General features: G+C 67.6%; 11 protein-coding genes and 1 pseudogene. 7 read left to right on the forward strand and 5 right to left on the reverse strand.

The genetic code is table 11. The annotated features are described in order from the left end of the window. Positions 1-28 precede the first annotated feature (28 nt). From tilS to ACM0PY_RS05035, 3 genes are all read right to left on the reverse strand, one after another. Complete coding sequence (gene tilS, locus ACM0PY_RS05025) at positions 29-1,315, reverse strand: tRNA lysidine(34) synthetase TilS (protein WP_171957221.1); 1,287 nt, start codon at positions 1,313-1,315, stop codon at positions 29-31. Positions 1,316-1,860: 545 nt separating this feature from the next. Further along, positions 1,861-2,406 (reverse strand): WG repeat-containing protein, encoded by a 546-nt coding sequence (locus tag ACM0PY_RS05030; protein WP_180884568.1) that lies wholly within the window; start codon positions 2,404-2,406, stop codon positions 1,861-1,863. Continuing rightward, positions 2,403-4,109, reverse strand: coding sequence for an alkaline phosphatase (locus ACM0PY_RS05035; RefSeq protein WP_180884569.1), 1,707 nt, complete (start codon positions 4,107-4,109; stop codon positions 2,403-2,405). Before ACM0PY_RS05035 ends, ACM0PY_RS05030 begins: the two co-directional genes overlap by 4 nt. A 154-nt stretch (positions 4,110-4,263) precedes the next feature. Between ACM0PY_RS05035 and ACM0PY_RS05040 the strand changes: the two genes are divergently transcribed. Beyond that, entirely contained in the window at positions 4,264-5,598 is a 1,335-nt protein-coding gene (locus ACM0PY_RS05040; RefSeq protein ID WP_065179181.1) for a dicarboxylate/amino acid:cation symporter, read from the forward strand. Positions 5,599-5,842: 244 nt separating this feature from the next. Here ACM0PY_RS05040 and ACM0PY_RS05045 read toward each other — a convergent pair whose 3' ends face one another. Continuing rightward, a complete protein-coding gene (locus ACM0PY_RS05045) occupies positions 5,843-6,616 on the reverse strand; it encodes a C40 family peptidase (protein ID WP_180884571.1) in 774 nt (257 codons plus the stop codon). 131 nt (positions 6,617-6,747) lie between these two features. Further along, the gene (locus ACM0PY_RS05050) at positions 6,748-7,287 is read right to left on the reverse strand and encodes a C40 family peptidase (protein ID WP_005418044.1); all 540 of its coding nucleotides are present in this window, start codon (positions 7,285-7,287) and stop codon (positions 6,748-6,750) included. A gap of 111 nt (positions 7,288-7,398) precedes the next feature. On the opposite strand from ACM0PY_RS05050, the gene ACM0PY_RS05055 reads away from it, so the two are divergent. The 6 genes and pseudogenes from ACM0PY_RS05055 (at position 7,399) to ACM0PY_RS05080 (ending at position 12,183) form a co-directional block, all read left to right on the forward strand. After that, positions 7,399-7,881, forward strand: coding sequence for an FKBP-type peptidyl-prolyl cis-trans isomerase (locus ACM0PY_RS05055; RefSeq protein ID WP_005418041.1), 483 nt, complete (start codon positions 7,399-7,401; stop codon positions 7,879-7,881). Positions 7,882-7,980: 99 nt separating this feature from the next. Beyond that, entirely contained in the window at positions 7,981-9,225 is a 1,245-nt protein-coding gene (locus ACM0PY_RS05060; RefSeq protein WP_180884572.1) for a DUF418 domain-containing protein, read from the forward strand. Between the two features lie 35 nt (positions 9,226-9,260). Then, a pseudogene (locus ACM0PY_RS05065) lies at positions 9,261-9,413 on the forward strand (amino acid dehydrogenase); the annotation flags it as partial. Next, a complete protein-coding gene (gene gorA, locus ACM0PY_RS05070) occupies positions 9,410-10,768 on the forward strand; it encodes a glutathione-disulfide reductase (RefSeq protein ID WP_180884574.1) in 1,359 nt (452 codons plus the stop codon). The pseudogene ACM0PY_RS05065 and the gene gorA, both read left to right, overlap by 4 nt. Before the next feature lie 159 nt (positions 10,769-10,927). Then, on the forward strand, positions 10,928-11,848 hold the full coding sequence (locus tag ACM0PY_RS05075) for a DMT family transporter (RefSeq protein ID WP_134971216.1): 921 nt from the start codon (positions 10,928-10,930) through the stop codon (positions 11,846-11,848). Next, complete coding sequence (locus tag ACM0PY_RS05080; protein WP_414609328.1) at positions 11,755-12,183, forward strand: MGMT family protein; 429 nt, start codon at positions 11,755-11,757, stop codon at positions 12,181-12,183. The genes ACM0PY_RS05075 and ACM0PY_RS05080 overlap by 94 nt, the downstream gene beginning before the upstream one ends. The last annotated feature ends 50 nt before the right edge of the window (positions 12,184-12,233 follow it).

Consider the following 12,233-nt stretch of genomic DNA (forward strand, 5'->3'; position numbering starts at 1 on the left):
TGTGGACGGGCTGCGCGCGGGGGTCAATTCACCAGCCGCCGGGACGCCACTGCAGCTGAGCATCCTGGGCCTGCAACCAGGCTTGCAGAGGGGCCGCAATGACCACGTCGGCGGCAGCGAGCAACTGTGGCCCATCGAAGATCAGCGGCAGCTGGGCGCGCCGCCAGGGCGCCAGGTGCTCGCGTTGCAGGCAGTCCTTCAGTGCATGCGAATGCGGGCGACCGGGCAGCACGATGCGCTCGCCGCCCACGCGCGCACGGACCTGAAGCGGGCGTTCGAAGGCCACGGCGCCCCGCAGGCGCAGTTGACCACCATCGGGCAGCGGCAGGGGGGCACGCCCATCCCATTCGGCCTGCCACCCGCGGGGCAGCGATGGCAGCTGTGCGGGCAGCAGATAGGCGTGATCGCGCCATTGCTGGATGGCATGCTCGTGCCAGCGCACCCGCGCCTGGCGATCGTTGCTGGCCGGCAGCAGTTCGTGCAGACCCTGCTGCAGTACCGTGGCCGGCAGTGGGGCGGCACCGTGGCCGATCACCCAGGCGCGCAGCACGCGCGCGGCACGCCCCGGTGACACCTGGCGCAGCAGTTGCAGCGAAAGCACGCGTGGTGCCACTTCCAGGTGGGCGATCAGCTCGGCGTCTTCCTCGTCCAGCAGAGCACGGGTCTGCCCGCAGTGCATTGCGCTGCCCGCCAATGCCGCAGCCGCATGCGGCCAGCGCTGGCGCAGCAACGGCAGCACCTGCAGGCGCAGGAAGTTGCGATCGGCGTGGTCGTGGCCATTGCTGGGGTCTTCGATCCAGCGCAGCGCGTGCTGGCGCGCGTAGTCGAGCAGTGCGCTGCGTGGCACCGCCAGCAGCGGCCGCCATAGAGGTTGTTCGCCAAGGCGGCTGTGTGCGGACATCGCGGCAAGGCCATCGACGCCGGATCCGCGCAGGGCACGCAGCAGGAAGGTCTCGGCCTGATCGTCCTGGTGCTGCGCCAGTGCCAGCGTTTCGCCGTCGCGCAGTTCGGCGGCGAACGCTGCACGTCGTGCCTGCCGCGCCGCGCCTTCAAGGCCGAGGCCCGCGCGCTTGTCGACCTGCACGTGATGCACGGCCAGTTCAATGCCCAGTGCCGCGCATTGCTGCTGGCAATGCAGCACCCAGGCGTCCGCATCGGCCTGCAGGCCATGGTGTACGTGCACCGCACGCAGCGCCGTGCCGGAGGCCTGTGCGCAGCGCCACAGCCAGTGCAGCAGCACGGTCGAGTCGACACCGCCGCTGTAACCCACCAGCAGCGGCGCATCCAGCGGAACGAGGGCAGGGAAGGCAGTCACGGCGGCAAGTATAGGGTGGGGTTTGCTTGGCAGGGCTGCGCCCTGCACCTGCAGAGGCCACGCCACGGCAAGAGCCGAAGCAACAGCCGAAGCTGGTTTCCTGAGGATTGGCGGGGTAGGCCCGGTTGCGGGGGGCGCTGCAAGTACGTCCATGTAAGCTCGGTCGCCGCATCCATGCGGCTCACGCCCCCGCAACCGGACCCACCCCGCCTTCGACAGATTCCTGCGAACTGTCGGAATTGCTCTTGGGGTCAGATCCGTTTTCCTGCGGAAAACGGATCTGACCCCTATTTATTTCGATATCTGACAGATTTCATCCACGCGTGGCGTGGATCTACTGGCCACCGGAAAACTGTCGAAGGCGGGGCACTGTGGGTTTGCGGGGTGTGAGCCGCATGGATGCGGCGACCAAGGCCACATGGACGTACTTGCGCCGTCCCCGCACACCCACGGTGCCCCGCCATCCCACGGAATACACGCTGTTGCTGTTGCTTCGGCCGTTGCCGTTGCATCTGCAGGTGCAGGGCGCAGCCCTGCAGAAAAACCTACTTCACCCGGCGGCCCGCGCGGTCGATGCGGAACCACTCTCCGCCTTCCATCGGCGTGTGGCCATCGGCATCCGGCGTGCCGCGACGGCAGCCGTTGCAGACCTCGGCCACGCCGTCCTGGAACGGCCACCCGAAATCGAAGGTGCCGGGCACCACCTGGCGGAACTTCAGGTCGAAGTAGCCCACGCGGTGGCCGACGCGTGCGCGCAGCAGGCCTTCCTGCGGAGTTTCCGGGCCGTTGTCCCAGGTCAGCACCGGCAGGCTGTGGCCCGTGCGGTCGACGTAGTGGAAGCCCTGGTCGGCATACACCACGGCCAGGCCGTGGTCGTCGTAGTTCAGGTCCTTCAGCGTATCGGCGCTGATCTTCAGCCGGTGATCGACCACCTCGCAGTTGGGGAGCGGCCACAACCCGTGTTCGTCGGTCAGCAGCTTGCATGCCGGTGCCTGTGCCTGTGCATTGGCACTGACCAGCACGCCAAGCATTGCCAGCGACCGCGCAAAGCGGCCGCTGGCAGGGGCAGGGCGGGCCTGCCGCGCGATCACTTGGCCTCGGCCTTGCGTTCGAAGGCCGTCGGTGCCGGCAACTGCACAGGGACGCCCTTGTCATCGCAGGTGCCGGCCTGGCACAGGCGCTCGCGCAGGGCTGGGGTGGCCTGCACGATCATGTGGTAGATCGCGTTCTGTTCCAGCGTGCCGCGGATCGCCTTGCTGCCCGGGCCACGTGCCCAGATGCCGACGTCCTCACCACCATGCGATTCGGACTTCATCGGCACCAGCGCTTCCTGCATGTAGTCCGGATGCTCGGTGTCGACCTCGCGCAGGTTCGGGCGACCGTTGGCCGGTTCGAAGCTGCTTGGGTTGTGCGGGTAGCGCTTCGGCCCGGCCGGCTGCTGGTTGCTGCTGCCGGTGTGGCCTGGGCCGTTGGCGTAGCTCAGCGTGGTGTACGGCTGGCCGGTGCCGTCCAGGGCGTAGTCCAGCTTGCCGGCGCCGTCTTCGCCGCCCTTGTCCTTCACCTTGCCCAGGATCGGGTTGCCGCGTGCCGGGTAGCCGACGAAGTTCAGCGTGTGCGAGTGGTCGGCGGTGACGATGATCAGGGTGTCGTCGGCCGAGGTCAGCTCGTTGGCCACGCGCACCGCATCGGACAGCGCCACGGTCTCGGTCAGTGCACGGTAGGCATTGCCGCTGTGGTTGGCGTGGTCGATACGCGCGCCTTCGATCATCAGCACGTAGCCTTCCGGGTGCCTGGAAAGGTTCTTGATCGCTGCAGCCGTCAGTTCGGCCAGGCTCGGCTCACCGCCCGGATCCTGCGGGCGCTCGTACTCGTAGCGCATGTGGTCCGGCTCGAACAGGCCAAGGATGGCCGGCGCATTTGCGGCGGCGGCCAGCTGCTTGCTGTTCCAGACATAGGCACCCTGCGGATGCGCCTGCTGCCATTCCTGGACCAGGCTGCGGCCGTCCAGGCGCTGGCCGACCTTGTCGTCGTATTCCGGGTCGCGCTCTTCCACGGTGGTGAACTCACCACGGCCGCCACCAAGGGCGACAAGCGGACCGCGCCCATAGCGCGAGGTCGACAGCAGCTGCTGGGCGATGTCCTTGCAGCCGGCCGCCTTGGCTGCTTCAGTCAGGTCGGTGTCGTTTTCCCAGTTGCGCTCGGGCGAGTGCGCGTAGGTGGCAGCGGGGGTGGCATGGGTCAGGCGAGCGGTGGAGACCACGCCGGTGGCGAGGCCGGCGCTGTCGGCCAGCTGCAGCCAGGTCAGCAGGTCCTTGGACAGGCTGTCGGCACAGTCGGTGCGGCTTCCGGCACTGACGCCGATCGCGCCCATGTGGGTCTTCACGCCGGTGGTGATGGCGGTCATGGTGCCGGCCGAATCAGGCGTCTGCGAATCGGTGTTGTAGGTCTTGCTGAACGCCGTGGCCGGGAAGCGTTCCCAGGACAGCAGGTTCTCCTCGCCGGAGCCGCCCTTGCGCTGGCCCTCGTAGATGCGCGAGGCGGCCACGGTGGTCAGGCTCATGCCGTCACCGAGGAACAGGATGACGTTCTTGGCCTTGCCGTACATCGCACCATTGGCCGCAGCCTGGGCGGCCCCGCTGCGGTACCACCACTGCGGGGTCTCGCCGGCCGGATGGGCGACGGGATCGACGGTGACCTTCAGGCCGGCCGGGGCGGACGCGGGGGCGGAGCTGGCGCAGGCGCCCAGCAGAAGGGTGGTGGCGCAGGCGGCCAACAGGGAGACGGAACGACGCATGGACGCTGGGATCTCACAAACTGTAACGGGACATTCATTATGCCCGCCCCAGCAAGGCACGCCGATGACACACTGATTTGCCGGCCGGGCGGTCGTTCTGCGGGCTGCCTTGGGCTATCGTGCCAGCATCCCTTCCTTCCCCTCTGGATTGCCTATGAAGCTGGTCTCTGCCTGGCTGCGGATTCCGTTCTGGCAGCGCGTGGTCGGTGGCTTCGTGCTCGGCGCGCTGGCCGGCTGGGCGCTCGGCCCGGCCGCGGAAACGTGGTTCGGCCCGCTCGGCGAGCTGTACGTCACCCTGATCAAGATGATCGCCGTGCCACTGGTGTTCTTCGCGGTCATCAACGCGATCTCGTCGCTGCACGGGCAGAAGTCCGTGGCCGCGCTCAGTGGGCGCACCTTCCTGTGGTTCGTGATCACCGCCGCGCTGGCAGTGTGTGTCGGCCTGGCCGTGGGTACGGTGCTGCAGCCCGGCGCGGGTGGCCTGCAGTTGTCGATGGCCAGCAACTACGTGCCGCGCGAAGTGCCCAGCGTGGTGCAGGTGCTGCTGGACGTGGTGCCTGCCAACGTCTTCTATGCGCTGTCCGGCATCGGCACCAAGGTCAACGCGGCCGGTGAGACCGTGCTGGCCGCGGGTCGCGGCTCGATCCTGCCGGTGATCTTCTTCGCCGGCCTGGTGGGCTTTGCCATCGTCAAGCTGGGCGAGAAGGTGACCGAGGCGCGCAAGCTGGTCGGCCAGATGAGCGACATCATGATCCAGGTGACCCGCTTCGTGCTGGAAGTCACCCCGATCGGCACCTTCGGCCTGATCGCGGGCCTGGTCGGCAGCTATGGGTTCGAGAAGCTGCTGCCGCTGGGCCATTTCGTGCTGGCGTTGTACGTGGCCTGTGCGCTGCACATCGTGGTGGTCTACAGCGCGCTGCTGCTGGCGCACGGCCTGAACCCGCTGAAGTTCTTCCGTGGCGCCGCACCGGGCATGCAGGTTGCGTTCGTCAGCTCGTCCAGCTTCGCTGCGATGCCGGTGGCGCTGCGTTCGATCACCCACAACCTGGGCGTGAACAAGGACTACGGTTCGTTCGCGGTGCCGCTGGGCGCCAGCATCAAGATGGACGGCTGCGGCGCGATCTATCCGGCGCTGTGCGCGGTGTTCATTTCGCAGTACAGCGGCGTGCCGCTGACCCCGGAGCAGTACGTGGTGGTGCTGATCGCCTCGGTGCTGGGCAGCTTCGGCACCGCCGGCGTGCCGGGTACTGCGGTGATCATGGCCACGGTGGTGCTGAGCGCGGCGAACCTGCCGCTGGAGACCATCGGTTACCTGTATGCCATCGACCGCATCCTGGACATGATGCGCACGATGACGAACGTGACCGGCCAGATGCTGGTGCCGGTGCTCGTGGCCAAGGAAACCGGGCTGCTCGACCAGGCGGTGTATGACAATCCGTCCAGCAATGTGGGCGTGGACGATCCTGACCCGACTCCGCCACGCAGCTGAGGTTGCGTGGAGATGAAAGGCCCGCCTGACCGGCGGGCCTTTTGTTTGGGAGCTGGTTGGCGCGGTGGCGGCCAAGGCGGGTCCTGGTAGATCCACGCCATGCGTGGATGGAGGCAGTGCCGACCAACGGTCGGCACCCACCAGGGCAGGCGGCGCGATGCCGACCTACCGGGGGGCGCAAACAAAAAAGCCGCTGCGGGGCAGCGGCTTTTTGTCTTTCAGGTGGCGCCGTAGCGCCAGCGGGTCAGAGGTCGACCCGGCGGGCCTGCATGAACTTGTTGCCCCAGTAGCCACTGAGCAGGGTGTCCACGCGCACGTCCTTGCCCGAGCTGGGGGCGTGCAGGAAGCGGCCGTCGCCCACGTAGATGCCGACGTGGTCGACGCGGCCCTTGCGGCCGAAGAACACCAGGTCACCGGCAGCCAGCGCGGTGCGGTCGTTGATCAGTTCGGCGTTGTCATCGTGGGCCATCTCGCGCGAGACGCGCGGCAGCTCGATGCCCAGGGCCGAACGGAACACATAACCGACCAGGCCGCTGCAGTCGAAACCGCTGTCCGGGTTGCTGCCACCCCAACGGTACGGGGTGCCCAGCAGGGTCATCGCGCGGCGCAGCAGCGACTGCACCTTGCCGTTGTCGGCAGCGGTACCGACAACGCTGCCATTGGCGGCGCTGCTGGTGTCGTAGTTGGCGAGCAGGCGGCTGAGGTCGCCGGCCACCACGGCCGAGCGGTCCATCAGCGGAATGGTGTCGTTGGCGGCCAGGTGCGGCAGCAGGGCGGCCAGCGTGGCGCTGGCGGCGGCATCGACGCGGCTGCGCTGCGGAGCGGCAGCCTCGGCCTTGGCGGCCGGTCGGGCGACGCTCTCGGCCACCGGGGCCGAGGGCACATCGGAACGGTTCGGAGCAGTCTGCGACCAGGCCGGAAGGCTGGTCAGGCACAGTGCCAGGCCAAGCAACAACGGGCGGGCACTGCGTGAAGATACGGAAGTCTGGCCTTCGCTTTTCAGGTCGTCAGTCGTCACGCGTCGGTCACAGGAAAAAAACGATGGGGCATCATGCCCTGTAAAACCGCCGATAAGTTAAAAATTCCGTTAGTAAAACGTTATTTTAGCAGTGATTTACGTCACAGTTTTGAACATATCGCCTGTTCATTTTAGCGAAGGACGCGTTTCGCCCCTGTGTAGTGGTCTTTCCAGTAGGGGCCGCTGAGCGAGTCGAGGCGTACCGTCCCGCCGGTACTCGGCGCGTGCACGAAACGCCCCTCACCTACATAGATGCCGACATGGGTGACGCTGCCTCGGCTGCCAAAGAACACCAGATCGCCGGTGGCCAAGCGCTGCGGATCGATCTTCGGGCCCTGTACCGCGGCCAGGTCGCGCGAGGTGCGCGGCAGCCGCAGGTCCAGCATCTCGCGATAGACATAGGCGACCAGGCCGCTGCAGTCGAAGCCCGAATCCGGGGTGTTGCCGCCATAGCGGTAGGGCGTGCCGACCAGGCTGATGGCCCGCATCAGCACCGAGTTGGCGGCCTCGGGGTTGTCCGGCACGGTCTTCGGCCAGTTCGCCGTCGGCGGGGGCGGCGCCGGGCGGGTGGCCTTGCCGCCGCCACAGGCGGTCATCAACACGGGCAGGGCCAGCAGCAGGGCCGGGGCGAGAAACCGGCGCGGGCCGGACGAAACTGGCGTGATGTGCATGATCTCCGGATAATGCGCCACCTTGGATTGGCCGTCATGATGGCGGCGTCCCCGCCGGGCGACAACCCGCCCCAACCCGCCTGCCTCCGGCAGATCCAGACAGAGTTGCGCATGAAGATCGAAAAAGACCGCGTTGTCCGCTTCCACTACACCGTTTCCGAAGTCGGCCAGGAGCCGATCGAGTCGTCCAAGGACCGCGGCGAGCCGCTGGCGATCCTGATCGGCCACGGCAACATCATCCCGGGCCTGGAAAACGCCATGATGGACAAGGAAGCCGGCGCGACCTTCAACGTCGACGTCAAGGCGGCCGATGCCTACGGCGAGCGTCGTGAGGGCCTGTCCCAGCGCGTGCCGAAGAAGCACTTCGGCAACACCAAGCTGGCTCCGGGCCAGCAGGTGGTGCTGCAGACCAACTTCGGCCCGCGTGCGGTGACCGTGCAGAAGGTCGGCATGAGCGTCGTCGACGTCGACCTGAACCACCCGATGGCCGGCAAGGACCTGCACTTCGACGTCGAGATCGTCGACGTGCGCGAAGCCGGCAAGGAAGAGATCGACCACGGCCACGTCCACGGCGACGGCGGTCACCAGCACTGATCGCAGCACGATCGTGATGGATGCAGCGGCCCGCTTCGGCGGGCCGTTGCGTTTCTGGAACACGGCGCGGCCATCCATGGCGTACGGGCCGGCGGCATAATGGCGGACCTGCCTGACGGACGCCCCGTGAACGCCGCTTCTCCTTCCCTGCAGCCGGTCGCTTCCGGCGAACGCATCGCCGTGCTGGACGTGCTGCGCGGTGCCGCGCTGCTGGGCATCCTGCTGATGAACATCGAGGCCTTCAGCGGACCGCTGGACCTGGCCTTCACCGGCATCGACGTGCATTGGCAGGGCATCGACTACTGGGCCGATGCCTTTGTGTACGTGTTCGTGCAGGGCAAGTTCTTCACCCTGTTCTCGCTGCTGTTCGGCGCCGGCTTCGCGGTGATGGCGCAGCGCGCTGAGGCCGCCGGGCGCGACTTCACCCCGTTCTACCTGCGCCGCAGCGCTGGCTTGCTGCTGATCGGCCTGTGCCACGCGCTGCTGGTCTGGTCCGGCGACATCCTGGTGATGTACGCGTTGGTCTCGTTGCCGTTGCTGGCCTGCCGCGAGGCGCCGCGCAGCTGGCTGCCGTGGATGGGCGTGATCGTCTATCTGGGCGGCGTTGCGCTGATGCTGCTGGTGGGCGCGATGGTGTCGATGGCTTCGGCCGAAGAAGTGCGGGGCATGCTTGCCGAGGCGCAGCAGAGCATCGACCTGCAGCGGCAGGTGTACGGGCAGGGCAGCTGGGCGCAGGCCACTGTGCAGCGCCTGAGCGAGTTCGGCACCTCGATGGGCGCGCTGCTGATCACCGGTCCGGAAGTGCTGGGCATGTTCCTGATCGGCAGCTGGTTCGCCGCCAGCGGCGCGTTGGCGACGCCGGAGCGCTTTCCGCGGCTGTACGCGGTGCTGCGTTGGGGGGCACTGCCGCTGGGCCTTGTGGTCACGCTGCTGGGTATTGCCTGGAAGCCCTACCTGGCGCCGGGTGCCTACGGCCTGCCGGTGACAGCGGCGATGGCGCTGGTGACGATCGGTGGCCTGCCGATGTGCCTGGGTTACCTCGCGTGGATCGTGCATTGGCGTGCGCGGTTGGCCTGGCTGGCACCGGTCGGGCGCATGGCGCTGACCCACTATCTTGGTCAGTCGCTGCTGTGTACCTGGACCTTCTACCACTATGGCCTGGGCAGGTTCGAGATGATGCCGCGCAGCGTGCAGCTGTTGTTCGCGCTGCTGCTGTTTGCCGCGCAGGTGGTCTTCTCGCACCTGTGGCTGCGCCATTTCCGCTTCGGCCCGATCGAGTGGGTATGGCGTGCGATGACCTATTGGCAGTGGCCACCGATGCGGCGCAGGACGGAGCAGGGGTGAGCGATGGGCGCGCATGCGCTGAGCTGATCGGCCGCGCGCCCGCGCATCCTCACGTCTGGCTTGCAGCGGGGCATGGCATGCTCGGCATCAGCATGAGCGCCGGCACCGGCCAGCTGATCGCCGATCTCGTCTGCGGCCGCACGCCAGCGATCGATCCTGCCCCTTACCGACCCGAGCGATTCCGATGAGCACTGCACCTTATGATTACGACCTGATCGTCCTTGGCGGCGGTTCCGCCGGCCTGGCCGGTGCCATCCGTGCAGCGCAGCATGGCAAGCGCGTGGCGATGCTGGAACCGGGCGAACTGGGCGGTACCTGTGTCAATGTTGGCTGCGTGCCGAAGAAGGCGATGTGGCTGGCGGCCGATCTTCACGAGCGCATCGGCCTGGCCAATGCGATGGGCTTCGATGTCGAGGCACGCCCGGCGCTGTCGTGGAAGGAGCTGGTGATCCATCGCCAGGCCTACATCACCAACATCCACACCAGCTACCACAAGCGCCTGGATGAAACCGGCGTGGTGCGCATCCCTGCGCGCGGCCGTCTGCTCGATGCGCATACCGTGGCCTGCAGTGACGGCGTGCATTACAGCGCCGAGCACATCCTGATCGCCACCGGCGCGCATCCGCTGCGTCCGGATATTCCCGGCGCGGAACTGGGCCTGGTTTCCGATGATTTCTTCGATCTGCGTGCGGCACCGGCCGAGGTGGCGATCATTGGTGGTGGCTACATCGCGGTGGAACTGGCCGGGTTGCTGCAGGCACTGGGCAGCAAGGTGAGCCTGCTGGTGCGGGGCAAGCGGTTGCTGGAGCGCTTCGACTACGAGCTGACCGACCAACTGGCCGAGAACCTGAAGCAGCAGGGCGTGCGGATCCACTTCGACTATCGCCTGCGCGAACTGCAGCGCGATGGCGAGCGCGTGCGTGCGTTCGGCCATGACGGCCCGATCGACAGCGTGTTCGATGCGGTGTTCTTTGCCACCGGCCGCCGCGGCAACAGCCTGGGCCTGGGTCTGGAAGCGCTCGGCATCGGCATCGGCGAGCACCAGCAGGTGCAGGTGGACGAATGGCAGACCACCTCTGTGCCGAGCGTGCACGCGGTCGGTGACATCGCCGGCAAGGTCGGCCTGACCCCGGTGGCGGTGGCCGCTTCACGGCGGCTGATGGACCGCCTGTTCGGTGGACGTCCGCAATCGAAGATGGATTACGAGAACGTGGCCAGCGTGGTGTTCTCGCATCCGCCGCTGGGTGCAGTGGGCATGAGCGAAGAGGAAGCGCGCGCGCGTTTTGACCAGGTGAGCGTTTACCACAGCCGTTTCCGCCCGATGCTGCAGGCGCTGGCCAACGGCACCCAGCGCAGCCTGTTCAAGATGGTGTGCGCGGGCCCGGAGGAGCGCGTGGTGGGCATCCACCTGCTGGGCGAAGCGGCCGACGAGATCCTGCAGGGCTTCGCGGTGGCGGTGAAGATGGGCGCGACCAAGGCCCAGTTCGACGATACCGTGGCGATCCACCCGACCTCGGCCGAGGAAGTGGTGCTGATGCGCTGAGCCCGCAGTTGTAGAGCCGAGCCCACGCTCGGCTGCTTTTCGCCCAGGCTTGGCGAAGCCGAACGCAGGCTCGGCTCTACAGGGCACCGGGGGCGCCCGTGCGACAATGGGCGCCCCCACGCCTTACCGGGCCGCTCTGCGCGGCCCGCCGTCGTCCTGATGTCCACGCCCGCTTCCCGCATTGCTACGGCTTCCCCCCGCATCGCGCTGGGGGGTATCGGCCTGGCTGCGATCGGCGCCATTGCTGCTTCCGGCAAGGCCATCATCGTCAAGCTCGGCCTGCGCCACGGCGTCGATGCCACCACGCTGCTCGCCCTGCGCATGCTGATGGCGCTGCCGCTGTTCGTGCTGATGGCACTGTGGGCTGCGCGCCGGGCAGAGCCGCTGTCCTGGGCCGACCGCGCCCGCGTGCTGTGGCTGGGCTTCACCGGCTACTACCTGTCCAGCCTGCTCGATTTCCAGGGCCTGCAGTACATCAGCGTGACCCTGGAGCGGCTGATTCTTTACTTGAACCCGACCCTGGTGCTGCTGATCAACGTGCTGCTGGCGCGCCAGCGGCCGGGACGCTGGCAGATCGGCGCGCTGGTGCTGAGTTACCTCGGCGTGCTGCTGGCCTTCGGGCACGACCTGCAGCGCGAGGGCGGCCAGATCATCGTCGGCAGCCTGCTGGTGCTGGGCAGTGCGCTCAGCTACGCGCTGTACCTGTTCGGCAGCGGGCAGGTGGTCGCGCGTATCGGTGCAGTGCGGCTGACCGCTTATGCGAGCTGCGTGGCCAGCGTGCTGGTGCTGCTGCATTTCGCGGTGACCCATCCGCTGCCACTGCTGTGGCAGGCACCGGCGCCGGTACAGTGGCTGTCGCTGGTCAATGCCACTGTCTGTACGGTGCTGCCGGTGCTGGCGATCATGTTGGCGGTGCAGCGCGTGGGTTCGTCGCTGGCCGCACAGGTCGGTATGCTGGGCCCTGTTTCCACCATCGTGATGAGCCTATGGCTGCTCGAGGAACCGATGGGGCCGGCGCAGATCGCCGGCACCGTACTGGTGCTGATCGGCGTTCTGCTGGTGACCCGCCTGCGGCGCTGACGCCGGAGCAGGCGCGTGCGCGCATCCTGGCGGTGATCCGCGCGATCCCGGCGGGGCAGGTGATGGGCTACGGCCAGGTGGCGATGCGCGCGGGCCTGCCCGGGCGTGCACGCCTGACCGCGCGCATCCTGGGCCAGAACGACGACCCGGACCTGCCCTGGCACCGCGTGCTGCGCTCGGATGGGCGCATCGCCATGGAAGAAGGGTCGGCGGGCTGGCGCGAGCAGTCGCAGCGGCTGCGTGCCGAGGGCGTGGTGGTTGAGAACGGCCGGGTGCGGATGCCCACGACCGATCCGGCGGTAGCGCTGGATGCTGCCGTATGGGGGCCGGGCTGAGCGCCGCTGGCGACTGAACAGGCCGGACCTGCGGGTCGCCAACAAGGCGC

It is taken from the genome of Stenotrophomonas sp. BR163, assembly GCF_047520985.2.
GTDB lineage: Bacteria > Pseudomonadota > Gammaproteobacteria > Xanthomonadales > Xanthomonadaceae > Stenotrophomonas > Stenotrophomonas sepilia.

What these genes read in the sequence shown, in the direction of transcription:
- ACM0PY_RS05050 (WP_005418044.1), bottom strand. Translation starts at nt 7,287, where the DNA reads ATGCACATCACGCCAGTTTCGTCCGGCCCGCGCCGGTTTCTCGCCCCG.
- ACM0PY_RS05080 (WP_414609328.1), top strand. Translation starts at nt 11,755, where the DNA reads ATGGCTGCTCGAGGAACCGATGGGGCCGGCGCAGATCGCCGGCACCGT.
- gorA (WP_180884574.1), top strand. Translation starts at nt 9,410, where the DNA reads ATGAGCACTGCACCTTATGATTACGACCTGATCGTCCTTGGCGGCGGT.
- ACM0PY_RS05075 (WP_134971216.1), top strand. Translation starts at nt 10,928, where the DNA reads ATGTCCACGCCCGCTTCCCGCATTGCTACGGCTTCCCCCCGCATCGCG.
- ACM0PY_RS05060 (WP_180884572.1), top strand. Translation starts at nt 7,981, where the DNA reads ATGGCGGACCTGCCTGACGGACGCCCCGTGAACGCCGCTTCTCCTTCC.
- ACM0PY_RS05040 (WP_065179181.1), top strand. Translation starts at nt 4,264, where the DNA reads ATGAAGCTGGTCTCTGCCTGGCTGCGGATTCCGTTCTGGCAGCGCGTG.
- ACM0PY_RS05055 (WP_005418041.1), top strand. Translation starts at nt 7,399, where the DNA reads ATGAAGATCGAAAAAGACCGCGTTGTCCGCTTCCACTACACCGTTTCC.
- ACM0PY_RS05035 (WP_180884569.1), bottom strand. Translation starts at nt 4,109, where the DNA reads ATGCGTCGTTCCGTCTCCCTGTTGGCCGCCTGCGCCACCACCCTTCTG.